The following is a 26,328-nucleotide window of genomic DNA, read 5'->3' as shown; positions in this document are numbered from 1 at the left end:
GTAGACATGACAAAAGAAAGTAATGTAATTTTGACTGCTCGCGATATTGTCGTGGAATTTGACGTTCGTGACAAGGTTCTGACGGCTATCCGAGGAGTTTCTCTGGACCTGATTGAAGGAGAAGTTCTTGCCTTGGTAGGTGAGTCTGGTTCTGGTAAATCTGTATTAACAAAAACCTTTACAGGGATGTTAGAAGATAATGGACGCATTGCCCAAGGAAGTATTGACTATCGTGGACAAGACTTGACAGCCTTGACTTCGAACAAAGAATGGGAGAAAATCCGCGGTGCTAAAATTGCGACCATCTTCCAAGACCCAATGACAAGTTTGGATCCAATTAATACAATCGGTAGCCAAATCACAGAAGTTATCGTTAAACACCAAGGGAAAACAGCTAAGGAAGCCAAAGAAATGGCAATCGACTATATGAACAAGGTCGGAATTCCAGACGCTGAAAAACGTTTTGATGAGTATCCTTTCCAATATTCTGGAGGGATGCGTCAACGTATCGTTATCGCGATTGCCCTTGCATGTCGCCCAGATATTTTGATCTGTGACGAGCCAACGACGGCCCTTGATGTAACCATTCAAGCGCAAATCATTGATTTGCTTAAAACCTTGCAAGATGAGTACCACTTCACCATTATCTTTATCACCCATGACCTTGGTGTGGTAGCAAGTATTGCGGATAAGGTGGCAGTTATGTATGCTGGGGAAATTGTAGAGTATGGAACGGTTGAGGAAGTCTTCTACGACCCACGTCATCCATACACTTGGAGTCTCTTGTCTAGCTTGCCACAGCTCGCTGATGATAAAGGGGAATTGTACTCTATCCCAGGAACACCACCATCTCTTTATACTGAGTTGAAAGGTGATGCCTTTGCCCTTCGTTCAGATTATGCGATGCAAATTGACTTTGAACAGAAAGCGCCTCAGTTTTCAGTCACTGATACTCACTGGGCTAAGACTTGGTTGCTTCATGAGAATGCTCCTAAGGTTGAAAAACCAGAAATCATCGCAGATTTACATGATAAAATTCGTGATAAAATGGGCTTTGCTCATCTAGAAGACTAGGAGGAAGGAAATGTCTGAAAAATTAGTAGAAATTAAAGATTTAGAAATTTCCTTCGGTGAAGGAAGCAAGAAGTTTGTTGCCGTTAAAAACGCTAACTTCTTTATCAACAAGGGAGAAACTTTTTCTCTTGTTGGTGAATCTGGTAGTGGGAAAACGACGATTGGTCGTGCCATTATTGGTTTGAATAATACTAGTAAAGGTGAAATCATCTTTGACGGTCATAAGATCAATGGGAAAAAATCTCACAAGGAATCTTCAGAGTTGATCCGCCGTATCCAGATGATTTTCCAAGACCCTGCAGCCAGTTTAAATGAACGTGCGACGGTTGACTATATCATCTCTGAAGGTCTTTACAACTATCACTTGTTCAAAGATGAAGAAGAGCGAAAAGCAAAAGTTCAAAAGATGATTCATGAAGTCGGTCTTTTAAAAGAGCACTTGACCCGTTACCCACACGAGTTTTCTGGTGGTCAACGTCAACGTATTGGGATTGCTCGTGCTCTTGTGATGGAACCTGATTTCGTTATTGCGGATGAGCCGATTTCAGCCTTGGACGTGTCTGTTCGTGCGCAAGTCTTGAACTTGCTCAAGAAGTTTCAAAAAGAATTGGGCTTGACCTATCTCTTTATCGCGCATGACTTGTCAGTTGTTCGCTTTATCTCAGATCGTATCGCAGTTATCTATAAGGGTGTTATCGTTGAAGTAGCGGAAACAGAGGAGTTGTTTAACAATCCTGTTCATCCGTACACTCAAGCACTTCTATCTGCTGTACCGATTCCAGATCCAATCTTGGAACGTAAGAAGGTCTTGAAAGTCTATGATCCTAGCCAACATGACTATGAGACAGACAAGCCGTCTATGGTGGAAATTCGTCCAGGTCACTATGTTTGGGCCAATCAAGCAGAACTTGCTCGTTACAAGGAAGCTCTTAAAAAATAAACAGATTAAGAGAGGACCGAAAGGTCTTCTCATTTTTAATAGAAAAATTCCCCTTTCACTAGCTTGTAAAAGGGGAGCTTTATTGTGATTAGCGTTTGGACCAGGTACGTTTCATAAAGAGAAGCAAAATGGGATAAATCTCTAGACGACCTGCAATCATTGCAAATGAGAGAAGGATTTTAGAGATGGGGCTAAAGATAGCAAAACTAGAAGTTGTACCTAGAATAGGTCCGATGTTATTGAAACAGCTGAAGACAGCACTGGTAACAACTAGAAAATCATTGTTATCTAGACTGACAATGAAGATAAGTGACAGTAAAATCATCACATAAATGACAAAATATTTTAGGACCTTGTGCTGGGTATCCTTATCAATCACAGTTTTATTGACATGTAGAGTCAATACGCGATGAGGAGATAAGATGGACAAGATCTGATTTTTTGCAATTTTTGAAAGGATGAGTCCTCTGATAACTTTGAGTCCACCTGCGGTTGATCCAGCAGAGCCACCGATTCCCATGAGGAAGAGGAGTATAAATTGGGAGGAGAGGGGCCAGTTGGTAATATCTCCATAACCAAAACCAGTTGTTGTAATGATATTGGAAACCTGAAAGAGGGCCATTTCAAAGCTCTTAGAGACACCTTGGTAGAGGTGGAGCGTATTGAGAGTAATCAAGCCGGTAGAAACTAGGACAATGATTACATACGTGCGAAGTTCTTCATCTCCAAAGAAAGCCTTAACCCGACGGAGCATGAGGTAGTAGTAGAGATTAAAGTTGACCCCAAAAACCAGAACTCCGATACTGACGAGATAGGTGATGAGTGAGCTGCCGTAGTGGGCAATTCCGTCGTTATAGACGGTGAAGCCTCCGGTTCCTGCCGTTCCCATAGCGATGACAAAGCTATCAAATAGAGGCATGCCAGCTAGATAGTAGATGACTACAAAAAGTGAGAAGAGCCCTAAATAAAGCAGATAGAGGATTTGGGCGGTATTTTTCAGTTTGGATACAACCTTGCCGAAGACAGGCCCAGGGACCTCAGCCTTCATCACCTCTAAGTGACCATTCTTGGCATTGTCCATAATGGCAAGCGCGAAGACGAGTACCCCCATCCCTCCAATCAAGTGAGTAAAACTTCGCCAGAAGAGGAGGGAATGGCTGAGAACGGAGACATCTGTCAGAATGGTTGCTCCTGTAGTTGTAAAACCAGAACTGATTTCAAAGAAGGCATCGATGACACTTGGGATCTGTCCTGAAAAGACAAAGGGAAGCGCTCCAAAGAAAGACCATAGAATCCAACAGAGGGCGACGATTAAGACTCCCTCCTTAGTATAAATTCGCTGATTTTTGGGTTTCCGTAAAATTCCCAAGCTACCAAGAAGTATTAAAATTCCAATTGTTGTAAAGAGAGCTGTAAATACTTGGCTGGATTCTTGATAATAGGTTGCTACGCTAACGGGTACTAGGAGGAGAACCGCCTCAATCAAGAGAAGTTTTGAGAGGAGGTAACGAATCATACTTTTATTCATCTTTTACCTCTCAATCAGATCATAAATCTTGGTGATATTTGGTAATAAGGTCGTTACGAGTAACTGATCTCCTACCTCAAGTCTATCCTCTCCAGTAGGGAAGATTGTTTTTCCTTTTCGGATAATGGCTGCGATGAGAACCCCTTTCTTCAATTTCAGATGTGAAAGAGGTTTGGCAGTCATTTTATTAGCTTCCTTGATTTGGAATTGAAGAGTTTCAATTTGACCGTTTGCTAGATGGTGCATGGCTTGAAGGTCTGAGTATTGAGCGTTTACTCGACCACGGATAAAGTGCATAATGGTATCCACTGCAATGCTTTTGGGTGTGATGATACTTGAAAAATCAGGTGCATGGATAATCTCTAAAAGGCTAGTTCGATTCACCTTGGTGATATTCTTATGGACACCAACACGGTCTAAGAACATAGAGGTAATGATGTTTTCCTCATCAACCCCAGTCAAAGTTGCAACTGCATCATAGTTGGGAGCACTTTCCTCAAGCAAGATATCTTTGGCAGTTCCATCTCCCTGTACGATATAGAGATTTGGAAATTTTTCACTGAAGAGACGAGCTCTCTCAGGATTAATCTCGATAACTTTAGTGTCAATACGGCTATCTTTTAAAATGCCAAGTAGGTAATAAGCAATTTTTCCAGCACCAACGATGAGCAAGCTTTTCACTGTACGTGATTTGAAATAGTTATGGAAGAGCATCATATCCACACGATTCCCAGTAACAAAAATTCTATCTCTGTCCTGAATGGTGATATCACCGCTCGGAATCATAAGTTGATGGTCTCGTTCCATAGCGCAGACAATGATATTGCCAAATTTTTTACGAAAATCTGAGATTGGCATTTGACAGAGACCACTGGAATCTTTGACAACAAACTCCATCAGGTTGACCCGTCCCCCTGAGAACCGCTCAACTGAGAGTGCATTCGGAAAATCAATGATATTTGAGATAGCACGGGCGGCTAGGAGTTCTGGGTTAACGATAAGTGAGAATCCAAGAATATTTTTCTCTTTGAAATAGGCATTGGAGTATTCAGGATTTCGCACTCGAACGATAGTTTCTTTAGCGCCCATTTTTTTAGCAAGTACTGCTGAAATCATATTCACTTCATCGTGTTCCGTTAGAGCGATAAAGATATCACACTCTTGAACACCGGCTTGCTCTAAGATAGCAAAGTCTGCTCCATTTCCAAGGAGTCCCATGATATCAAAGCGACTGACAATATGATTGAGAACAGCCTCATCTTGTTCGATGAGGACAACGTCGTGTTTTTCTGCAACCAGTGAACGACAGAGGGCGAAACCGACTTTCCCTCCACCAACAAGGACAATTTTCATATAAAAACCCTACTTTTTCATGATGTAACTATCATACCCTTTTTTCGCAAAAAATGCACTTGCCAAGCCATTTCAGAGGATAAGAAAAGCTTTTTTTAAGTTTTCAAAGATAAAATCAGTCACCTTTCATAGAAATGTCTATTATATGAAATGATTTCGCTCATTTAATATCCTTTCTCAGAAAAAGAATGACTAAGTATGGAAATATTATCAAAAAAAGTAAAAAAATCAAGTCATTTCTATTGACAATGATTCTGAAAGTGTTATACTAAGGAAGTAGTTTCGCTGATTTACTTCAAACCTGTTGTGAGGTAAGTTAACGACGCCTTAACCACGCTGTTTGCTGAGCTTGACTCCGGGCAGTGTGGCTATTTTTTTGCAATGATAAAAGGAAGCCAATTATGACAAATCACATTGTTTTATTTGAACCTCAGATTCCACAAAATACAGGTAACATTGCGCGTACTTGCGCTGCGACCAATTCTCCCCTCCACATCATCAAACCAATGGGCTTTCCTATCGATGACCGCAAGATGAAGCGAGCAGGTTTGGATTACTGGGATAAGTTAGAGATTTATTTTTATGACAGTTTGGAAGATTTCATGTCTCAGATGAAGGGTAAACTCTATCTGATTTCAAAATTTGCGGAAAAGGTGTACTCTGAGGCAGATTTATCGACTGACGAAGCCCATTATTTTCTCTTCGGACGTGAAGACAAGGGCTTGCCGGAGGACTTTATGCGAGACCATCCTGAGAAAGCTCTCCGTATCCCGATGAACGATGAACACGTCCGCAGTCTCAATGTTTCGAATACCGTATGCATGATTGTTTATGAAGCCCTCCGCCAGCAGAACTTTGCAGGTCTCGAACTCGTTCACACCTATGAAGCAGATAAATTGAAATAATCAAAATGCTTGCACTTGCAAGCGTTTTTTGTTATGATTAAAGGGTCTTCAGGGCTGGGTGTGATTCCCGACCGGCGGTGAATTTGACTAGCTATTTTGGCTTTCTCGTCCTTGTCTTGTCTCGATATACTTTAAGTATTATCTTCGACTGCGACGCCTAGATTACTCCAAAATATCTTAGTTAAAGAAGTCCGCGAGCGCAAGCTGATGTGGTGTGATTCCACAACCGACAGTATAGTCTGGATGGGAGAAGACGAAAGAATAGCCTTGTCTGTTCTGATGAGTTTATAGATGAATTGCAACCGCTTGCTCAAAAGAGTGAGAGGGAACTTTTGGGATATAAAAAGTGAGAATAGATAGAGGAATCCTTTCCAACTTCTTCTGATTTTATAGAAAATTGGAGGAACCTGTTATGACAAACACACGTCGAATTTCGACCATTGCGATTTTATCAGCCATTTCATTTGTGCTGATGTACTTTGACTTTCCGCTCTTGCCAGCGGCAACCTTCCTCAAGATCGAGTTTAGTATCTTGCCAGTCCTTGTGGGCTTGGTGGTGATGGATTTGCCAGCTGCTCTAGGAATTCTCTTGATGCGCTCACTCTTGAAGTTGCTTCTGAATAGCCAGGGAGTGAATACCTACATTGGCTTGCCAATGAATATCGTAGCCTTGGGAGTTTTTGTCATCGTATTTGCTATGATTTGGAAAAAGGAACGAACAACCCTTCGTTTCCTACTAGCCTCTCTAGCGGGAACTGTCGGCTTGACTGCGGCTATGTTGGTTCTCAACTATGTCTATGCGGTTCCTTTGTACGCGCAGTTTGCCAACTTTGATATTAGAGAAATTATAGGACTTTCTAACTACTTGATGACCATGGTCTTACCTTTTAACCTGATTGAAGGTATCATCTTTGCCGTTTCATTCTGGTTGTTGTACGTCCTCTTGAAACCAACCTTAAAACATTATGAGAGATAAACAAACATTTTTAATGAAGGGCAGTTTTGCCCTTTTACTTTTCGTCCTTCTTGGCTATATGGTTAAGTTCTATCCTGAAACGCTGGTCGGTTTTGATCAACCAATTCAGACTGCCCTTCGTGGGGACTTGCCAGATTATTTGACAGTTCTGTTCCGTTCCCTTACGCATTTGATTGATATCCCAGTAATCATCACCTGGGTTACCATCGCAGCCTTTATCTTTTATCGTAAGCAGTGGAAGATAGAAAGCTACTTCATGGCGGGTAATCTAGCCTTAGCCGGTCTTTTAATCGTGACCTTCAAAAACATCTACCAGCGCCCACGGCCAGCTATCTTACACTTGGTAGAGGAGAAGGGTTTTTCTTTTCCAAGTGGCCATTCTCTGGCTGTAACCTTGATGGTAGGCACTCTGATTGTCATTCTCAGTCAGCGGATTAAAAATCCAGTCTGGAGAAAAATCGTGCAAATCGTCCTTGGCCTCTACCTAGTCAGTGTGCTGGCATCAAGAGTCTATCTGGGAGTTCACTACCCATCAGATGTTCTTGCCAGTCTCTGTGTGGGTTTGGGGATCTTGTTTATCGAATTTCCTTTCTATGACAAGCTTCGATTCCAATGGCGATTTAAAGGCAAGCAGAAGTGAGTATCAAATTCCTTTGAGGAGAAAGAAATGAGAGTCAATATAACAGATCTCCATCCGACTCAACTATACTTATCAGAAAAGAAACTAGAAGGCATCCAGACACTTTATCAGTCGGCAGAAATAATCAATGTTGCTCCAATCAGTGTTCTTGCATTCGGAGACTGCTTGTTGATTACAGACGGGCATCACAGGGCTTATCAGGCTTTATTGGCAGGTAGGGATACGATTTCTGCTGAGTGGGATAGAGATGGTGGCGATGAACTGTATTATCTCTATGCGCAAGCTTGTGAGGAAAGAAAGATTTACTCTGTTCTGGATTTAAAAAATCATATCGTATCTCAAGATGAGTATGAAGCAAAATGGTATAACTGGTGTGATGGTTTTAATCAAGCAGCAACTCTTTTATTGAAAAGGAAAGCAGGTGAAACAGATCCTACAAATAGGTAATGCATTGTGTCTTGTTCCTTTTTATATTGAAATTAGTCTAATCTAACTTGTTTTTTAACTAAAAATCTGATAAACTAAGTAGTAATTGAATAGGAATCCGCAAGACTAGTAACTCAAGGGAAGTATATCAGGGAGGAGAGCCATGACTGCAAGCTCTCTATATGAAAGCTGAGTGAATTCACTTGCACATGGATTTAGAAATGAAGGTCTGACTTGTCAGATGAAACGGATGGTACCGCGTGTCAACGCTCCGAGTGGAGTTTTTGGCATGTGGTTTTCTTTTTATCTACGAGCGACTGATGGAGGAATTATGTCAACTATTGAAGAACAATTAAAAGCGCTTCGCGAAGAAACGCTGGCTAGCTTGAAGCAGATTACTGCTGAAAATGAAAAAGAGATGCAAGAATTGCGTGTCTCTGTCCTTGGGAAAAAAGGTTCACTGACTGAAATCCTTAAAGGGATGAAGGATGTATCAGCTGAAATGCGCCCTGTCATCGGGAAACACGTCAATGAAGCGCGTGATGTCTTGACAGCAGCCTTTGAGGAAACAGCGAAACTCTTGGAAGAAAAGAAAGTCGCAGCTCAACTGGCTAGCGAGAGTATCGATGTGACCCTTCCAGGTCGTCCGGTAGCGACTGGTCACCGTCACGTTCTCACACAAACCAGTGAAGAAATCGAAGATATTTTCATCGGGATGGGGTACCAAGTCGTGGATGGTTTTGAAGTGGAGCAAGACTACTATAACTTCGAGCGTATGAACCTTCCAAAAGATCACCCAGCTCGTGATATGCAGGATACTTTCTACATTACAGAAGAAATCTTGCTTCGTACTCACACGTCTCCAGTTCAAGCGCGTGCCATGGACGCCCATGATTTTTCAAAAGGTCCTTTGAAAATGATCTCACCAGGGCGTGTGTTCCGTCGTGATACGGATGATGCAACCCACAGTCACCAGTTCCACCAAATCGAAGGTTTGGTTGTTGGGAAAAACATCTCTATGGCTGACCTTCAAGGAACCCTCCAGTTGATTGTACAAAAAATGTTTGGTGAAGAGCGTCAAATCCGTTTGCGTCCATCTTATTTCCCATTCACAGAGCCATCTGTTGAGGTAGATGTTTCCTGCTTCAAGTGTGGTGGAGAAGGCTGTAACGTATGTAAGAAAACTGGTTGGATCGAGATTATGGGTGCCGGTATGGTTCACCCACGTGTCCTTGAAATGAGTGGCATCGATGCGACTGTATACTCTGGTTTTGCCTTTGGTCTTGGACAAGAGCGTGTAGCCATGCTCCGTTACGGAATCAACGATATCCGTGGATTCTACCAAGGAGATGTCCGCTTCTCAGAACAGTTTAAATAAGATTGAAACCTGAAACACAGTCCTATACAGTCCTAGTCATTTTCTCTCGATGAGAAGGTGAGGACTGACTCGAAGAAAAAGAAAGGAATTGAAAAGGTCTTACTTGGTGAGATCTTACAATCAGAATTATGCTTGTATCTTATAAATGGTTAAAAGAATTGGTGGACATTGATGTGCCATCACAAGAGTTGGCTGAAAAAATGTCAACTACAGGGATCGAGGTCGAAGGTGTCGAATCACCGGCTGCCGGTCTCTCAAAAATTGTCGTCGGTGAAGTCTTGTCTTGCGAAGATGTGCCAGAAACACACTTGCATGTCTGTCAGGTTAACGTTGGTGAAGAAGAAGCCCGTCAAATCGTTTGTGGTGCTCCAAATGTGCGTGCTGGTATCAAGGTCATGGTGGCACTTCCGGGAGCTCGTATCGCGGACAATTACAAGATCAAAAAAGGGAAAATCCGTGGTTTAGAGTCTCTCGGAATGATTTGTTCACTTGGTGAATTAGGTATTTCGGACTCAGTTGTGCCAAAGGAATTCGCAGATGGTATCCAAATCTTGCCTCAAGATGCTATTCCTGGGGACGAAGTCTTTTCTTACCTAGACTTGGATGATGAAATTATCGAACTTTCAATCACTCCAAACCGTGCAGATGCTCTATCTATGTGTGGAGTAGCGCACGAAGTGGCAGCTATCTATGACAAGGCAGTTAGCTTTAAGAAATTCAGTTTAACAGAAACAAATGAAAGTGCAGCAGATGCTCTTTCTGTAGGGATTGAAACAGATAAGGCGCCATATTATGCGGCCCGTATCTTGGACAATGTGACCATCGCACCAAGTCCACAATGGTTGCAAAACCTTCTTATGAACGAAGGCATCCGTCCGATTAACAATGTGGTCGACGTGACCAACTATATTCTACTCTACTTTGGTCAGCCTATGCATGCCTTTGACTTGGATACCTTTGAAGGCAATGACATCCGTGTGCGTGAAGCGCGTGCTGGTGAAAAGTTGGTGACCTTGGACGGTGAAGAACGTGAGTTGGAAACAAATGATTTAGTGATTACTGTCGCTGACAAACCAGTCGCCCTTGCAGGTGTCATGGGTGGAGAGGCTACAGAAATCTCTGAAAAATCTAGTCGTGTTGTGTTAGAAGCTGCTGTTTTCAATGGCACATCCATTCGTAAGACTAGCGGACGCCTTAACCTTCGTTCGGAATCATCTTCTCGTTTTGAAAAAGGGATCAATGTGGCAACAGTCAATGAGGCCTTGGATGCTGCAGCTAGCATGATTGCAGAACTTGCAGGTGCGACGGTGCGTAAGGGCATCGTTTCAGCGGGTGAGCTTGACACTTCAGATGTAGAAGTATCTTCAACTCTTGCCGATGTCAACCGTGTCCTTGGAACAGAACTTTCATACGCTGATGTCGAAGATGTCTTCCGTCGTCTTGGCTTTGGTCTTTCTGGAAATGAAGACAGCTTTACCGTTAGCGTTCCACGTCGTCGTTGGGATATCGCCATCGAAGCGGACCTCTTTGAAGAAATCGCTCGTATCTATGGTTATGACCGTTTGCCAACCAGTCTTCCAAAAGATGATGGTACAGCAGGTGAATTGACTGCAACACAAAAATTGCGTCGCCAAGTCCGTACGATTGCTGAAGGAGCAGGCTTGACAGAAATCATTACCTACGCTCTAACAACTCCTGAAAAAGCAGTTGAGTTCACAGCTCAACCAAGTAACCTTACAGAACTTATGTGGCCAATGACAGTGGATCGCTCCGTTCTCCGTCAAAATATGGTCTCAGGTATCCTTGATACGGTTGCCTACAATGTGGCTCGTAAGAACAAAAACTTGGCTCTTTACGAGATTGGAAAAGTCTTTGAACAAACAGGCAATCCAAAAGAAGACCTACCAAACGAGATCAACAGCTTTGCCTTTGCCTTGACAGGCTTGGTTGCTGAAAAAGATTTCCAAACAGCAGCAGTTCCAGTTGATTTCTTCTATGCTAAGGGAATCCTTGAAACTCTCTTTGCTCGTTTGGGACTCCAAGTAACTTATACAGCAACATCTGAAATCGCTAGCCTTCATCCAGGACGTACAGCCGTAATCTCACTCGGTGACCAAGTTCTTGGTTTCCTTGGCCAAGTGCATCCAGTCACTGCGAAGGCCTACGATATCCCAGAAACGTATGTAGCGGAGCTCAACCTTTCAGCCATCGAAGCTGCCCTCCAACCGGCTGCTCCATTTGTGGAAATTACCAAATTCCCAGCTGTTAGTCGTGATATTGCTCTACTTCTCAAGGCAGAAGTCACTCACCAAGAAGTTGTAGACGCTATCCAAGCTGCAGGCGTGAAACGTTTGACAGATATCAAACTCTTTGACGTCTTCTCAGGTGAAAAATTAGGACTTGGTATGAAGTCAATGGCCTATAGCTTGACCTTCCAAAATCCAGAAGATAGCTTGACGGACGAGGAAGTCGCACGCTACATGGAAAAAATCCAAGCATCACTCGAAGAAAAAGTGAATGCAGAAGTACGTTAACTCATCAATCCATCCTTCGGGGTGGATTTTTAGTTTCAAAAGGATAGTTCAGAAGAGAAAAGCAACAGTTGAGAGAGGAATCATCTCAGAAAGCCTTTAATGAGCTATACTTAAGTTATCACTGAACCGCTTAAAAAACTTAGATTTGGTAGATTTTTACTATAAATAATCTCGATAAAAATAGACACAAAATGTTGTAAAGGCTATCAAAAAGGAGTATAATAAGTGCAACATATCTCGGAGGTGGAAAATGTTAGAAGTAAGAAATCTAGAGAAAAGTTTCGGTTCCAAGCAAGTCCTGTTTGGTGTCGATTTTCAGGCAAGCCCAGGACGAATTCTAGGGCTGGTCGGGAAAAATGGTGCTGGGAAAACAACGATTTTTCACAGTATGTTAAAATTTTTAGAGTATCAAGGAGAGATCAGTCTGGATGGGCAGGAGATTCGTCAGGAAACCTACGCTCGGATTGGCTATCTGCCTGAGGAACGCAGTCTTATGCCCAAGCTGACAGTCTTTGAACAAGTTCGCTACTTGGCGACTCTAAAGGGCATGGATGCCAAGGAAGTCAAGGAAAAACTCCCTCAATGGATGGAAAAATTGGAAGTGAAGGGCAAATTGACCGACAAAATCAAGAGTCTTTCCAAAGGGAATCAGCAGAAGATTCAGTTGATCATCACCTTAATCCATGAACCAGACTTGATTATCTTGGATGAACCTTTTAGTGGTTTGGATCCAGTCAATACCGAGTTGCTCAAACAGGTCATCTTGAAAGAGAAAGAGCGCGGTGCAATTATTATCTTTTCTGACCATGTCATGACCAACGTTGAGGAACTTTGCGATGATATCCTGATGATTCGAGATGGGCGTGTGGTCTTGCATGGACCAGTTCAGGATGTTCGGAATCAATATGGGAAAACACGTCTCTTTGTTTCAAGTGAACGAAGCAAGGAAGAACTGGAAAGTCTTCCTCATGTCAAACAAGTGAGCTTGACCAAGCAAGGCAGTTGGAAATTAATCCTAGATGATGAGAGCGCTGGAAGGGAACTCTTCCCCATCCTCACTCAAGGTCAATACATCGCGACCTTTGACCAACAAGCTCCAACAATCGATGAAATCTTTAAACTAGAATCAGGGGTGGAAGTATGAGAAATATGTGGGTTGTAATGAAGGAAACCTATCTTCGGCATGTCAAGTCGTGGAGTTTCTTCTTCATGGTGATTTCGCCGTTCCTCTTTTTGGCTTTATCTGCAGGAATCGGCTATCTCCAAAATTCTTCGATGGCTAAAAATAGCAAGGTAGCGGTAGTAACAACAGTGCCATCTGTAGCTGAGGGACTCAAGGGTACCAATGGTATCAACTTTGATTACAAGGATGAAGCCAGTGCCCAAGCTGCTATCAAAGATGAGAAAATCAAGGGTTACCTAACCATTGACCAAGAGGACAGCATCCTCAAGGCCGTCTATCATGGTGAAACTTCTCTTGAAAGTGGTATCAAGCTAGCAGTAACCAATAAACTCAATGAGCTTCAATACCAACTTAATCGCTCGGCAGCTAATTTGTCTCAAGAGCAGGAAAAGCGCCTGAGTCAAACCGTTGACTTTACTGAGAAGATTGATGAATCTAAGGAAAACAAAAAAATTGTTCAAACCATTGCGGCCGCAGGGCTTGGTTTCTTCCTTTATATGATTTTGATTACCTATGCTAGTGTCACTGCTCAGGAAGTGGCTAGCGAGAAAGGAACCAAAATCATGGAAGTGGTCTTCTCTAGTATCCGAGCTAGTCATTATTTCTATGCTCGCATGCTGGCTCTGCTTCTTGTGATTTTGACCCATATTGGCATTTACGTCGTGGGTGGGCTGGCTGCCATTCTTCTCTTTAAAGACCTACCAATCTTAGCTCAATCTGGTATTTTAAATCATCTAGGAGATGCCTTCTCGCTTAATACCTTATTGTTTGTCTTGGTTAGTCTCTTTATGTATGTTGTTTTGGCAGCCTTCCTAGGTTCTATGGTTTCTCGCCCTGAGGATTCAGGAAAGGCCTTGTCGCCACTGATGATCTTGATTATCGCAGGATTCGTTGGAGTGACCGCTCTAGGTGCTGCAGGAGACAATTTAGTTCTGAAAATTGGTTCCTATATTCCTTTCATCTCGACCTTCTTTATGCCATTTAGAGCTATTAATGGGTATGCAAGTGGTCTAGAAGCTTGGATTTCACTTGCCATAACGGTTGTTTTTGCAGTAACTGCAACAGCCTTTATCGGACGCATGTATGCTAGTCTAGTCCTTCAAACGGATGATTTGGGAATCTGGAAAACCTTTAAACGTGCCTTAGCTTATAAATAGGAGAGCCTCGCAAAAGCGAGGTTTTTCTAGATGTTAAACACTGAAATCGGCAAAAATATTTTTCATATCTATTGACTTTTAGTAGTAAAATTTGGTATGATAGTAGATGGTATTGTTTACCCCATTTGTAAGGCCCCGGAACCTTTCAAATACCCCGCGGACCGGAACATCCGCCCAGTAAACAAAAACGATATTCATATAGGAGAAATCATGAACAAAACTACATTCATGGCTAAACCAGGCCAAGTAGAACGCAAATGGTACGTTGTTGACGCAACTGATGTACCTCTTGGACGCCTTTCAGCAGTTGTTGCTAGCGTACTTCGCGGAAAAAACAAACCAACATTCACACCACACACTGATACAGGTGACTTCGTAATCGTTATCAATGCTGAAAAAGTTAAATTGACTGGTAAAAAAGCAACTGATAAGATCTATTACACTCACTCAAACCACCCAGGTGGATTGAAACAAATCTCTGCTGGTGAACTTCGTTCTAAAAATGCAGTACGTTTGATCGAAAAATCAGTTAAAGGTATGCTTCCACACAATACTCTTGGCCGCGCTCAAGGTATGAAATTGAAAGTATTCGTTGGAGCTGAGCACACTCACGCTGCACAACAACCAGAAGTTCTTGATATTTCAGGACTTATCTAAGGAAAGGAACAATAAAGTATGTCACAAGCACAATATGCAGGTACTGGACGTCGTAAAAACGCTGTTGCACGCGTTCGCCTTGTTCCAGGAACTGGTAAAATCACTGTTAACAAAAAAGATGTTGAAGAGTACATCCCACACGCTGACCTTCGTCTCGTTATCAACCAACCATTCGCAGTTACTTCAACTGTAGGTTCATACGACGTTTTCGTTAACGTTGTAGGTGGTGGATACGCTGGTCAAGCAGGAGCTATCCGTCACGGTATCGCTCGTGCCCTTCTTCAAGTAGACCCAGATTTCCGCGATTCATTGAAACGCGCAGGACTTCTTACACGTGACTCACGTAAAGTTGAACGTAAGAAACCAGGTCTTAAGAAAGCTCGTAAAGCATCACAATTCTCAAAACGTTAATCAACACGATTATATCAACGTTTCAAAGCACTTTGCAAAAATTTTGCAAAGTGCTTTTTTGTCGATTTTTGAGCTCAAATAGCTTTGTGATAACCTTCTGATAACCTCTTCTAAATTTTTAAAATCATGATTTATTTTGCTTTATTGAGATAGTCTGCAAATTTGTCAATAGAGTTTTTCTCACCAGTTTTTGTGGTGTGAGTATAGACATCTAATGTCACCTGACTGCTTGCATGACCGAGACGTTTTGATGTATTAGAAGGATCGATTCCAATTTCAGACATAAGTGTTGCATGTGTATGTCTAAACCCATGTGGGCTAATTGGTTTTAATTTATGCTTTTTAATAATTCGATTCAGTACGTTATTAATGTAATCAGCATGCAAAGGTTCAATTTTGTCATTACTTGATATGTAAGAGAACATATATTCATCACTAATATTCAGCTTTGTAAGAGGAAGCTGAGATTGTTCTTTCAGATAGAAATTTCTCCATTGCTTAATAATATCGATTGTCTCATCATCAAGATAGATTGTACGAACTGAAGATTCATTCTTTGTGCTCTTTTCAATCGCTTTACCGTCAATTCTTCCTAGACTTTTATCTATGTTCAATAGATTGCTGTCAAAGTTAATATCAGCCCATTTTAAAGCGTATAACTCCCCTTTTCGTAGTCCACTAAATGCAAGCAGTCTAAATAAAGCAAAATGTTTAAATGGCTCAGTTTCTTTCACTATATCAAGGAAATGATGTAATTCCTCCAGAGACCAAAAATTATCTGATCTAGTTTTTTTGATTTTAGGCATGATAACATTCTTCATTGGATTTCGATCAATGTAGTTCATGTTGATTGCAAAATCAAAAATTTTTGAGGTATAGGATTTTATCTGTTTGATATTTTTGAAAGTCTGAGATTTTTGTGTAATAAAGTTTTGACAGTCTAAAGGACTGATTTGGTCAATAAATTTATCGCCAAATATTGGTAGAATATGTATTCGATAGATATTCTTAGTTTGGGAAGAAGTTGTTTCTTCAACGGTACCAACATAGGCCTTAAACCATTCTTGATAAAGTTCTTTATAAGTGACTTGGGGGTTAGGTTTGTCGGTACTTACTGTGGGGGCAACGACACCAGCTTCTAAACGAGCTTCGTACAATTTTGCCTCTTTTTTGGTTTTGAACCCTCTCTTTAAGTGCCTTTTTTTCTTTCCATAAGCATCTAAGCCAATGTAAAAGCTGACATAGTAAAGGATTCCTTTTTTTGTTTTGTATTTGTGTATAGACATTTTTTCTCCGTATCTAAGTTTTCGGAGCTTATGTAATCGAGAAATGAGTGTCTATCTATTTTTTCTATCTTCTTGGCGGATAGCGTATTCGTCTGTTTTAATCCAGCTCTGCCAAACTTTAGAATCTTTATTTTGGTGATTCATATAGTCTATAAACTCAGACATAAAACGTTTGTTTTTCTCTGCTAGGTATTCTGAGAATATATGACGAAATTCATCTGAAAAACTATCATCAAGTGGTAGTGTTAATGCCCTTTCGCCAAATTCGATACTCTTCTTTAACTTCTCCATATCGCTTTTAAAAGGTGTCACAGAACCAATTTTAGATGTTTTGAAACTATCTGTAACAATTTTAAGATTTGATGGAGCGTGTGGGTTGCTATCAAGTCCCATAATGTAAGCGACGGAAACATTAAAGTATTTTGCCAATTTTTCAGCATTATCTTTTTTAGGTTTGCGGATTCCTTGATTGTATCCAGAAAGTGTAGGATAGGCTATATTTGTAGCTTCGCTAATTTCTGTCAATTTTTTTCCGCTATTTTCTATCAGTTTAGTAATATGATTCGTCATAAGAACCTCCTTTTTATCATTATAACACATTTTATTCTTTTTGAATAAAAAAGCTTGACAAAAATTCAAAAAGGATATATAATTCAAAATGAATAACAAATTAAATGGTTTCGGAGCTTATTTAATTTAGAAATGAGGTGTGAATTTATGTCGGAAACTACTTTAGTTGTCCAGCTTCCTAAAGAATTAGAGAAGCAATTACGTGCTCACTATGATGAGATGATTTCAAATGCTGTAGCAAGAGTATTTGAAGATAAAGAACTTTATAAACCTATGGTTCGTATGTCAGGTTTGTCTAGGTGGTTAGATGTATCTACGACAACAATCCAAAAATGGACGAAAGAAGGAATGCCAACCATGGTGGTTGATGGAGTGACTTTATACGATAAAAGAGCAGTAACACGATGGTTGAAGCAATATGAAAGATAGGTACTCGTATGAATGGTGTTCAGTGGATCAAGATAACAACAGATATATTTGATGATGAAAAAATTCAGCTAATAGAATCAATGCCAGAAGGAGATACTCTTATTGTAATATGGTTTAAAATTCTGGTGCTTGCAGGAAAGCAAAATAATAGTGGCATATTAAGTCTAGGGAACAAGGTTTATTACACAGAAGAGATGCTTTCAACAGTGTTTAGACGAAAGGCTACATCTGTAAAATTAGCTCTCAGTATGTTTGAAGAATTTGGCATGATAGAAATCATAGATGGCGCTATTACCATTCCAAAATGGGAGAAACATCAGAATATAGATGGACTAGAAAAGATTAGGAAACAAACTAGGGAACGTGTTGCTCGTCATAGACAAAAACAAAAAGCACTAATTACAGGCGAGCCACAACTCGTTTTAGACTGTAACGTTACAGTAACGGATGAAAATGATAATGTAACGCAAGAGATTAAGAACAAGAATAAGAATAAGAAAGAGATTGAGAATATACTGGATAATAGTTCTAGAAAGTCTGAAACTTATATTCCACCCAAATATTATTCTTTGTTAGAATCCATTTCTTATAAGTACAATGATAGATTTTTGTATCCTAACAATTACACTTTAACACATGCTCAGAAGATGAAGATAGGCGAGTATTTGGCTAGTGGGTATGTAACTAGTGATGAAGTTATTAACATGATTGAACGGATTCCTGAGGATGCGACTTCTCCTTTAGCGTATTTATTTAAGTCTATGGAGAATTTAAAGCAGGAACGTATGCTGGAGTGCAAAGCTATTGCCCATGAAAATGCCCGAAAGAAGTATATGATAAATGAGTAGATATAGGACTGTTCTAAAGAAATGTTATATCACTGAAGAGCAGAATGAAATAGTGAATAACTTGATTGAAATGACAAACCATCTAAATTTTTCCTCTTATGCTAGGAAAATGTTGTTTAAGAGTTCGCCTATTTATCTTCAATTTGATTTTGAATTTTATCATGACTTTATATTTCAAGTTAGAAGAATTATCAATAACTTACGTCAGTTAGAAAGAATAGCAGAACAAAGTGAAGATTTGGATAATGTAAGGATATTTCACTACTGCGTTGAGCTGATGATAGAATATGAAAAGAAGACAAGTAAACAAGTGAAAGAACTTGTAAAACGACTAAATAAGAAAACGAGGTGATAGGACCATGAGAATAAAATCTGTGTTGAAACAGGTGTTTTTGACGGAAGAAGAAAATAAAAAATTAAATGATTGTATGAGGAAGGAAAATATTCGTAATTTTTCTGAGTTTGCTAGACAAAAATTAATACGAACAGATTTGAACATCCAAAAAGTCTCTTTTGAAGGTTTAGTTCCTTTAACAGAAGAATTGGAACAAGTCGGAAAGAATATCAATTCTATAGCCCGTCTTGCAACTGTAGTTGGGAGAATAAGCTATGAAAACAAAATGGATATGTCTATTTTGATGCAAAAAATAGTTGATGTGATGGAGGAAAAAGATGTTTATTTTCAAAAGTAATATGGATAAGGATTTTGATCAGATATGTGAATACATATTGAAATTAAAGCGAGCAGAATTATTTCTTCATGGAATTAAACAACAAGATAAAACGAAGGCTCGTTTGTATCATGCGATGCTGGAATACTATGATGCTAACCATAAAAAAGAAAGACATATGAGAATTTTAAAATAAGGAAACGCTGTTAAAAATTTTGCAGCGTTTTTTATATATCTTCTTAAAATATTTGTACACACAAATGACAGTCAAATTGATTTTTGGGATTATTTTATCGAGAAGGAAAGATTTCACATAATATGACTTTGCGAGCTCAGAGTCTGTATACACACACTCCCAAAATCATCCTAAAATTTGTATACACAAAGTGTATGTACTTTTTGGGATGATTTGAATTTTGGGGTATCCCCAAACCCCTGATGAATTATACGAGCAAAAAAATTTGGGAGTAAGTTTTAGAAAGAACTATTCTAAAGTATTTAAAATCTGACTTTAAGTAAATTTTTTATTATGTGACTATTAGCCTGTCTCACTCCGCTAGGTGCGAGACAAAAAAATACCCGCTATGCGGGTGTGTACTGACCCCCAAAAGTTAGACAGAAAAAATCTAACTTTTGGGGTCAGTACAAAAGCGTTTTTATTGTATAAAGAATATCAAATAGTTTGAGGGTTTTACTTGTCGCTGTATTTCTTCACTATCCTTTTTGTAATACTCCTGCTTTGTTCCTGAAATATCTACAGTGAATACGTCATCCTTGAAGGTATAATTCTCTTTTCGGTTTATGATATTAGAGCCAGTCGGTTCGATTGTTGCACTGTCTTTATCAATTGTAAAGGTGTCGGCCTCTCCTTTGTTGCTATTTCCTTTGTTACCTGAAATGGTAAAGGCAACTTCATTTCTACTCTCGTTTATTCAACGGTATTCGCCATCTAAAGAATTGCTTGATTGGTTAGAGCATGCAATTAATAAAATTGTAGATAGAGACACTAAAAGTAATGTGATAAATCTTTTCATTTACATACTTTTTATTTCTATATTATATTAAAGAAACATTACATAAGTAAGACAGTAATTTTTTAGGTTGATCTCTTTCTTTCGGGAAAATCATTATGTTTCGGAAAGTCAAGATTTTGTTATTATTTATGATATACTGGTACCGTAATTATATCCTTACAGAGGTTAAGTAAGGGTTTCAGTACACGTCAATAGATGTCAAAATATTGATTTTAAGCGATTTTTGATTTTTGGAAACTCATTATATCGCACTACAAATCAATAAAAACTGTACCTTTTTTAGATAAATATATTATCTGGATATTGAAGTTAAGCCCTGCTGTCATTTCGATGGCAGGGCTTTTTAATATTTGGTACACTAACTTCTTATCTATATTTTGGTGGATTTTAAGTTGACATCTACAAAGTTTAATGTTAGAATACATTCAAAAATATATTTGAATGAGGTATTTTATGATTCAAAATGTTGTTACTTCAATAATCCTGTATTCTGGGACAGCCGTAGACTTACTTATTATCCTAATGTTATTTTTTGCCAAAAGAAAAAGCAGAAAAGACATCATTAACATCTATTTAGGACAATTTCTAGGCTCTGTTAGTCTAATATTGCTAAGTTTGCTTTTTGCATTTGTCTTAAATTATATTCCTAGTAAAGAGATTTTAGGTTTACTCGGTTTGATTCCAATTTTCCTAGGTCTCAAAGTTTTGCTTTTAGGAGATTCTGATGGAGAAGCTATTGCCAAAGAAGGTTTGCGCAAAGATAATAAAAACCTGATATTTCTAGTCGCTATGATTACTTTTGCAAGTTGTGGTGCTGACAATATTGGTGTCTTTGTTCCATATTTTACTACCTTAAATTTAGCAAATTTGATAGTAGCTTTACTTACCTTTCTAGTCATGATTTATCTCTTGGTTTTTTCTGCCCAAAAATTGGCACAAGTCTCTTCTGTTGGAGAAATTTTGGAAAAATATAGCAGATGGTTTATTGCCGTTGTTTATTTAGGATTGGGGATATATATCCTGATTGAAAATAACAGTTTTGACATACTATGGACTATATTAGGCTAGGAGAAAATATTATGAAAAAAGATAGTATCTGCCAAGTGAATGTTATAAATCAGCAAAATATTACAACCGCAACGAACTACCTTGAAAAGGAAAAAGTCCAAAAATCACTTCGCATTTTAACAAAATTTACCGATAATAAACAGATAAATATCATCTTCTATCTTCTTGCTGTTGAAGAACTCTGTGTCTGTGATATAGCCTGTTTACTAAATCTCAGTATGGCATCTACTTCCCACCATCTTCGTAAACTAGCCAATCAAAACATCTTGGGCACTAGAAGAGAGGGGAAAATTATATATTATTTTATAAAAGATGAGGAAATCAGGGATTTTTTTAATCAACTAGGATAACAACTATTTTTACTACTTTTCCATGATTCTAGGGAGCTACTCTATGAAATTTTTTGATGAAAATTACTCACAAGAAATAATATATAGAACTGTTTAAATATCTTCAGGATAGAAAAAGAAATTGTCCAGGCACGAAGAAACTGTATATTTGTTGCTAAACTGTACATCATCTTTATGATACAGTATTTCGTATTTCTCAACTACATAAGCTCCGAAAACTAAAATGTGATAACCCTTTGATAACCTCTCGATTTTCAAAAGGATTATATATGTAAATATTGAGGATTTATCTCTTAAAATTACTTGATTTTAGTGATAATTTACCATAAATATCATAATGTAGAAAAAACCAGGTCTTAAGAAAGCTCGTAAAGCATCACAATTCTCAAAACGTTAATCAACACGATTATATCAACGTTTACAGACATTCAAGAATTTTCTCTTGGATGTCTTTTTTGTTAAAAAAACTAAAGTTCACCCCATCTCTATTTTAGTTTTCTAAAAAAAGTTCGCTTGCTGTTTTAATTCACTGTTTCAGTAGTATCTATAATGTGTATTTTTTGTTGGATATATTTGAATATACATATCTCTCGTGTTAAAATTAATAGTGAAATAAATTTATGGAGGGAACATAGGCTTGAGATCACTATTAGCAACAAGATTAAAAAATAGACGAAAAGAATTAAAAATGTCACAAAAAGAATTGGCTGAAGGGATTTGCAAACAAGGTCAAATTAGTCGGTTAGAGAGTGGAGAATATACTCCAGGGGCAGACTTCTTGTATGCTTTATCACGCAAACTAAAAGTCAGTATGGATTATTTTTTTGAAGAACATGTTGAACAGAAAATAGACGAGCTAATAGAATTTAAAAAAATAGCACGTATTTTTATTATGAATCGGAATTATGAGTCTTTAAAATATATACTTGAATTAGAAAATATTAAGACTCATCGTTTATCTTTATCTGATAAACTTTATATGGAGTGGATAAAAACACTTGTTGATTTTTATTTTTATGGAAAGAAAGACGAGGCAGTTCAAAAATTAGAGGGAGTACTTGAGCAACTAAGTACATCTGATTTGAACTATCTTCAATTCTCTAATACATTATTTAATTTTTATTATGAAGTTGGGAGTATAGAACGATTTAATAAAATTAGAGATCGAATAGAGGAAAGAGTTAACCAATTGAGTTTAAATACGATAGAAGAACTAGAATTGTCAATCAAATTTAACTATAACGTATGCCGGTATTTATGGCTCCAAAAAGATACTGAACAAGCAATTTCAAGAATTTCTACTACAATTAAGCAATGTAAAGATTATAGAACTACCTATCTATTAGCAGATTTATATGTATTAATGGGAAATATAAGCAAAAGTATTTCATCAAAAGATAACACATTAGAAAATTATGAAGTTGCCCGTTTTTTGTACAAACTTGATGAGAATATTCCTATGATGCTAAAAGTAGAGCAATGTATTTTAAAATTGACGGAATAATATGTAACGATGTTTTTAAATAACATCGTTTTAAAATACAAAAAAGTATTTAATTAGAAATAGATACAAAATAATTATATTATGTATTGACTTGTTATGCATGAGGTGCTAAAATTAAATGTAATAATACAAAAGGGAAGAGATCAAGAAGGATTTGTTTTTGTCACGGGTTAGCTGACCTGCTCTATTCGTGCGATGATAAGTATTCAACAAAAGATATTCAAAGGGTATTGTAGATTACTGGAAAGAAATTATTTCAATAACAAAGTACTTAATGAATATAGTGTTTGAGGAGTATTAAGTGACAAAATAGGAACTTCATTATCTTATGTTGCACTTAAACATAAGATAATAATTTGTGAAGAAATATTTGGAATTTTTAAATGAGGCTGGAATATGACATTAAAAACTTATTTAATTAGATGCAAACGAAGTAATTCTATATGGTTGTTTTGGATTTTTATTAATTCATTATGTGTTTACTTAAATGGTATATTGAGTGCAAAAGCAATTTCTACAATTGTAAATTTTGATTTACAGGGATTTTTGTATTTAAGTGGAGCGATTTTAGCTGTAAATTTAATATGGGTATTGCAAATATATCAAAACTCAAAAGCAAGTGAAAAAGCCATACAAGAAATGTGTACCGAAATACGTAAAGATATTGTAAAAAGCATTGAAAGTAAAGGTGTGATACGTTTTGGCTCAAAAAGTGTTAGCGCCTACACCTCATGGCTGACAAATGATCTCAATACTATTCGAGATCTTGGCTTTGAAACACTTGAATTAATGATTAGTCAAGCATTAAATATCATTTTTGCAATTATTGCCTTTTTTAGTTTCCATTATTCATTATTGTTTACAATTTTGATATTCTTCCTTTTAATGGTAAATCTCCCTAAAATATTTACAAAGAAAATGGAGAATAAAGCTGTTTACTTTACTGAGAAGAATGAAGAATTAGTTAAAGCAATTGATGATTCTTTAAGTGGATTTCGAATGTTATCCAATGCTAATCAACTTCATTTTTTAATCGTAAAAATTTTATCTTATTCAAAAAAATATTCGAAGTCCAGAGTTTCATATTCAAAAACCTTTGGTGGGCTTATGTCTGTTCAAAATGGGACTAGTTTTGTGAGTCAAATTGCCATGTTGACACACGCAGGGGTCTTATATTTTAACCGATTGATTCCGATTGGTGCTGTATCTTCTTCTCAATATTTTTCATCAATTATCTTTGCTGGCTTAACAGGCTTAACAGCAAATTACGCTGAGTTTAAAACTGTAAACAAAATATTTGAAAAATTTGAATTGGAAGGTGACCAAAGTATTAATGAAAGTAATGTTAATAAACAAACTTGGAAGAAATTTATAGATAAAGTAGAATTTCAATCGGTAACTATTGAACGTGATAGTAAGATTGTCTTAGATAATTTAAATGTTAAAATTGAAAAAAATAAGAAGTATGCAATATCAGGCTCATCTGGTTCAGGAAAATCAACTATATTAAAGGCTATTAATGGTGAAATCCCAATTTCGAAAGGCCACATCTTCTATGACAATATCGATTCAAAAAATATGAATTTCAATGATCTTCATGAAAATATTTCTTATGTTAGTTTGGAAGATCATATTTTTAACGAATCCATTTTATTTAATTTGACATTAGGCCGAGAAATAGAAGATTCAAAAATCGAAAAAGCATTGGAATTATTTTATTTAAGAGACTGGATTAATGGATTGAGTCATGGATTGGAAACTACTTTATCGGAAATTAGCCAAGACATTTCTAGTGGACAGAAGCAACGAATTAGTCTAGCTAGAGCTTATCTTGAAGAAAAACCAATTTTAATTATTGATGAGGCAACTGATGCGATTGATAAAGAAAGACGGTATCAAATTGAGAAACATCTATTCTCAATGACAGAAAAAACTGTTATTTTTGTAAGCCATCATCTAGATGAAAATATAAGATCTCTTTTTGATAAAATTATATATTTGGATTAGTTTTAACATACTGAGATCAGTAGGTTAGGTTGAAGAAAGATTCATCTACCAGATTTAAAAACGCACCAATAATGGTGCGTTTTTAGATTATTAATGCTATAATAGAAATAAATAAAAGGAGGAGTTACATGATTGGAGAAAATATAAAAACGTTACGTAAAACACATAAATTAACTCAACCTGAGTTTGCAAAGATTGTTGGTATTTCTAGAAATAGTCTGAGTCGTTATGAAAATGGAACAAGTCGAGTTTCGACAGAATTAATAGATCGTATCTGCAAGAAATTTAATGTTTCGTATATCGATATCGTAGGGGAGGAAAAAATGCTCACACCAGTAGAAGATTATCAATTAACTCTGAAAATTGAAGTGATTAAAGAACGAGGGGCGAATATCTTAGCGCAACTTTATCGTTTTCAAGATGAACAAGGAATTGCATTTGACGATACTTCTAATCCTTGGGTTCTAATGAGCGATGATTTGTCTGATTTGATTAACACGAGGATTTATCTTGTTGCAACTTTTGAGGATGTAGAGCGATATAATGGCTATCTGGATGGCATTGAACGTGTGCTAGAACAAGCTAGTCATCTAGTGGTGGCTTAATGAAACTAGAAGAATTTAGTCAAGATGATTTTGAACGAGCATCCAAACGACTCATTCGTTCTTTAACTCGTGGTAAAACAACTTCGTCTCAGCCCAAGGCTATCTTGCTAGGTGGACAGAGTGGTGCTGGTAAAACAACGATTCATCGTATTAAACAAAGGGAATTTCAAGGCAATATCATTATCATTGATGGAGATAGTTATCGTTCTTTTCATCCGAACCACCTTGACCTACAGGAAAAGTATGGAAAAGATAGTGTGGATTATACCAAAGTATTTGCGGGAAAAATGGTTGAATATCTCGTAGATGAATTGAGTAAACAAGGTTATCATTTGTTAATCGAGGGTACCTTGAGAACAACAGAAGTTCCTAGAAAAACGGCACAATTATTGATAACTAAAGGATATCAAGTCTCACTTGCACTAATTGCTACCAAGCCAGAATTGTCCCATCTCAGTACCTTGATACGTTATGAAGAGCTCTATGCTATAAATCCTAGTCAAGCTAGAGCGACTCCCAAAGAACACCATGATGGAATTGTAGAACATTTAGTTGATAATTTACGAGAGTTAGAAAAGGATAAACTCTTTAGACAAATTCAAATTTATCAAAGAGATCAATCGTGTGTTTATAATTCGCAAGTAGACGAAACCTCAGCAGCAGAAGTTTTACAAGAATGCCTCTTCGGAAAATGGAGTAAGGTGGAGGAAGAGATGTTGAAGATGGGACAGGAACGGTTGAGAGAACTGGGGGAAGTGTGACGGTGGAACATTAATTTTCACAAGGATATTTAG

27 protein-coding genes, 1 pseudogene and 1 riboswitch are annotated in these 26,328 nt (G+C 37.9%); of the genes and pseudogenes, 22 read left to right on the top strand and 6 right to left on the bottom strand.

The window, feature by feature from the left end:
• Positions 1-6 precede the first annotated feature (6 nt).
• Both MK405_RS07705 and MK405_RS07700 read left to right on the top strand, forming a co-directional pair.
• Positions 7-1,074 (top strand): ABC transporter ATP-binding protein, encoded by a 1,068-nt coding sequence (locus tag MK405_RS07705; protein ID WP_167266397.1) that lies wholly within the window; start codon positions 7-9, stop codon positions 1,072-1,074.
• Positions 1,075-1,084: 10 nt separating this feature from the next.
• Positions 1,085-2,014 (top strand): ATP-binding cassette domain-containing protein, encoded by a 930-nt coding sequence (locus MK405_RS07700; RefSeq protein WP_167266400.1) that lies wholly within the window; start codon positions 1,085-1,087, stop codon positions 2,012-2,014.
• A gap of 88 nt (positions 2,015-2,102) precedes the next feature.
• Here the strand turns inward: MK405_RS07700 and MK405_RS07695 are convergent, their stop codons facing one another.
• On the bottom strand, positions 2,103-3,542 hold the full coding sequence (locus tag MK405_RS07695; RefSeq protein WP_001043437.1) for a TrkH family potassium uptake protein: 1,440 nt from the start codon (positions 3,540-3,542) through the stop codon (positions 2,103-2,105).
• A 3-nt stretch (positions 3,543-3,545) separates the two neighbouring features.
• Positions 3,546-4,895 carry a Trk system potassium transporter TrkA gene (gene trkA, locus MK405_RS07690; protein ID WP_061598731.1) on the bottom strand — a complete coding sequence of 450 codons (1,350 nt, stop codon included), beginning with the start codon at positions 4,893-4,895 and terminating at the stop codon, positions 3,546-3,548.
• Between the two features lie 401 nt (positions 4,896-5,296).
• Here trkA and MK405_RS07685 point away from each other — a divergent pair, with 401 nt between their 5' ends.
• The 10 genes from MK405_RS07685 to rpsI all read left to right on the top strand — a co-directional run bounded on the left by MK405_RS07685 (position 5,297) and on the right by rpsI (position 15,162).
• Positions 5,297-5,800: a tRNA (cytidine(34)-2'-O)-methyltransferase gene (locus MK405_RS07685; protein ID WP_061598729.1), complete on the top strand. Its 504-nt coding sequence runs from the start codon at positions 5,297-5,299 to the stop codon at positions 5,798-5,800.
• Between the two features lie 40 nt (positions 5,801-5,840).
• A riboswitch (FMN riboswitch) is annotated at positions 5,841-6,059 on the top strand.
• Between the two features lie 153 nt (positions 6,060-6,212).
• Entirely contained in the window at positions 6,213-6,776 is a 564-nt protein-coding gene (locus tag MK405_RS07680) for an ECF transporter S component (protein ID WP_212576571.1), read from the top strand.
• The gene (locus tag MK405_RS07675) at positions 6,766-7,416 is read left to right on the top strand and encodes a phosphatase PAP2 family protein (protein ID WP_212576570.1); all 651 of its coding nucleotides are present in this window, start codon (positions 6,766-6,768) and stop codon (positions 7,414-7,416) included. Before MK405_RS07680 ends, MK405_RS07675 begins: the two co-directional genes overlap by 11 nt.
• 27 nt (positions 7,417-7,443) lie before the next feature.
• Entirely contained in the window at positions 7,444-7,863 is a 420-nt protein-coding gene (locus tag MK405_RS07670; RefSeq protein WP_268704711.1) for a chromosome partitioning protein ParB, read from the top strand.
• A 310-nt stretch (positions 7,864-8,173) separates the two neighbouring features.
• Positions 8,174-9,220, top strand: coding sequence for a phenylalanine--tRNA ligase subunit alpha (pheS, locus tag MK405_RS07665; RefSeq protein ID WP_084868660.1), 1,047 nt, complete (start codon positions 8,174-8,176; stop codon positions 9,218-9,220).
• Positions 9,221-9,348: 128 nt separating this feature from the next.
• A complete protein-coding gene (gene pheT / locus MK405_RS07660; protein WP_268704710.1) occupies positions 9,349-11,754 on the top strand; it encodes a phenylalanine--tRNA ligase subunit beta in 2,406 nt (801 codons plus the stop codon).
• Between the two features lie 250 nt (positions 11,755-12,004).
• A complete protein-coding gene (locus MK405_RS07655; protein ID WP_009730668.1) occupies positions 12,005-12,898 on the top strand; it encodes an ABC transporter ATP-binding protein in 894 nt (297 codons plus the stop codon).
• Positions 12,895-14,094, top strand: coding sequence for an ABC transporter permease (locus MK405_RS07650; RefSeq protein WP_268704709.1), 1,200 nt, complete (start codon positions 12,895-12,897; stop codon positions 14,092-14,094). Before MK405_RS07655 ends, MK405_RS07650 begins: the two co-directional genes overlap by 4 nt.
• A gap of 210 nt (positions 14,095-14,304) precedes the next feature.
• Positions 14,305-14,751, top strand: a complete 447-nt coding sequence (rplM, locus tag MK405_RS07645) for a 50S ribosomal protein L13 (RefSeq protein ID WP_001044624.1) — start codon at positions 14,305-14,307, stop codon at positions 14,749-14,751.
• An 18-nt stretch (positions 14,752-14,769) separates the two neighbouring features.
• Positions 14,770-15,162, top strand: a complete 393-nt coding sequence (gene rpsI / locus MK405_RS07640; RefSeq protein WP_000075969.1) for a 30S ribosomal protein S9 — start codon at positions 14,770-14,772, stop codon at positions 15,160-15,162.
• Positions 15,163-15,293: 131 nt separating this feature from the next.
• Here the strand turns inward: rpsI and MK405_RS07635 are convergent, their stop codons facing one another.
• Both MK405_RS07635 and MK405_RS07630 read right to left on the bottom strand, forming a co-directional pair.
• On the bottom strand, positions 15,294-16,448 hold the full coding sequence (locus MK405_RS07635; protein ID WP_153223961.1) for a site-specific integrase: 1,155 nt from the start codon (positions 16,446-16,448) through the stop codon (positions 15,294-15,296).
• Positions 16,449-16,499: 51 nt separating this feature from the next.
• Positions 16,500-17,018, bottom strand: a complete 519-nt coding sequence (locus tag MK405_RS07630) for a helix-turn-helix domain-containing protein (RefSeq protein ID WP_000181350.1) — start codon at positions 17,016-17,018, stop codon at positions 16,500-16,502.
• 147 nt (positions 17,019-17,165) lie between these two features.
• On the opposite strand from MK405_RS07630, the gene MK405_RS07625 reads away from it, so the two are divergent.
• The 4 genes from MK405_RS07625 (at position 17,166) to MK405_RS07605 (ending at position 19,162) form a co-directional block, all read left to right on the top strand.
• Complete coding sequence (locus MK405_RS07625; protein WP_268704708.1) at positions 17,166-17,447, top strand: DNA-binding protein; 282 nt, start codon at positions 17,166-17,168, stop codon at positions 17,445-17,447.
• Between the two features lie 8 nt (positions 17,448-17,455).
• Positions 17,456-18,295, top strand: coding sequence for a phage replisome organizer N-terminal domain-containing protein (locus MK405_RS07620; protein WP_268704707.1), 840 nt, complete (start codon positions 17,456-17,458; stop codon positions 18,293-18,295).
• 359 nt (positions 18,296-18,654) lie between these two features.
• Positions 18,655-18,987, top strand: coding sequence for a hypothetical protein (locus tag MK405_RS07610; protein ID WP_001220782.1), 333 nt, complete (start codon positions 18,655-18,657; stop codon positions 18,985-18,987).
• Positions 18,968-19,162, top strand: coding sequence for a hypothetical protein (locus tag MK405_RS07605; protein ID WP_000469564.1), 195 nt, complete (start codon positions 18,968-18,970; stop codon positions 19,160-19,162). Before MK405_RS07610 ends, MK405_RS07605 begins: the two co-directional genes overlap by 20 nt.
• A 460-nt stretch (positions 19,163-19,622) precedes the next feature.
• Here the strand turns inward: MK405_RS07605 and MK405_RS09490 are convergent.
• A pseudogene (locus MK405_RS09490) lies at positions 19,623-20,000 on the bottom strand (hypothetical protein).
• A gap of 251 nt (positions 20,001-20,251) precedes the next feature.
• Positions 20,252-20,425: a FanG protein gene (locus tag MK405_RS07600; RefSeq protein ID WP_071788300.1), complete on the bottom strand. Its 174-nt coding sequence runs from the start codon at positions 20,423-20,425 to the stop codon at positions 20,252-20,254.
• A 28-nt stretch (positions 20,426-20,453) separates the two neighbouring features.
• On the opposite strand from MK405_RS07600, the gene MK405_RS07595 reads away from it, so the two are divergent.
• From MK405_RS07595 to pezT, 6 genes are all read left to right on the top strand, one after another.
• Positions 20,454-21,068 (top strand): CadD family cadmium resistance transporter, encoded by a 615-nt coding sequence (locus MK405_RS07595; RefSeq protein ID WP_000615750.1) that lies wholly within the window; start codon positions 20,454-20,456, stop codon positions 21,066-21,068.
• A gap of 11 nt (positions 21,069-21,079) precedes the next feature.
• Positions 21,080-21,418, top strand: a complete 339-nt coding sequence (cadX, locus tag MK405_RS07590; protein ID WP_000711088.1) for a Cd(II)/Zn(II)-sensing metalloregulatory transcriptional regulator CadX — start codon at positions 21,080-21,082, stop codon at positions 21,416-21,418.
• A gap of 637 nt (positions 21,419-22,055) precedes the next feature.
• Complete coding sequence (locus tag MK405_RS07585) at positions 22,056-22,922, top strand: helix-turn-helix domain-containing protein (RefSeq protein ID WP_268704706.1); 867 nt, start codon at positions 22,056-22,058, stop codon at positions 22,920-22,922.
• A gap of 396 nt (positions 22,923-23,318) precedes the next feature.
• On the top strand, positions 23,319-24,929 hold the full coding sequence (locus tag MK405_RS07580; protein ID WP_268704705.1) for an ATP-binding cassette domain-containing protein: 1,611 nt from the start codon (positions 23,319-23,321) through the stop codon (positions 24,927-24,929).
• Positions 24,930-25,057: 128 nt separating this feature from the next.
• Positions 25,058-25,534 carry a type II toxin-antitoxin system antitoxin PezA gene (gene pezA, locus MK405_RS07575; RefSeq protein WP_268704704.1) on the top strand — a complete coding sequence of 159 codons (477 nt, stop codon included), beginning with the start codon at positions 25,058-25,060 and terminating at the stop codon, positions 25,532-25,534.
• Positions 25,534-26,295, top strand: a complete 762-nt coding sequence (gene pezT, locus MK405_RS07570) for a type II toxin-antitoxin system toxin PezT (protein WP_268704703.1) — start codon at positions 25,534-25,536, stop codon at positions 26,293-26,295. Before pezA ends, pezT begins: the two co-directional genes overlap by 1 nt.
• Positions 26,296-26,328: the final 33 nt, after the last annotated feature.

Source organism: Streptococcus oralis (assembly GCF_026782345.1).
GTDB classification, from domain to species: domain Bacteria; phylum Bacillota; class Bacilli; order Lactobacillales; family Streptococcaceae; genus Streptococcus; species Streptococcus oralis_CK.
This window is presented reverse-complemented; position numbering and strand designations above follow the sequence as displayed.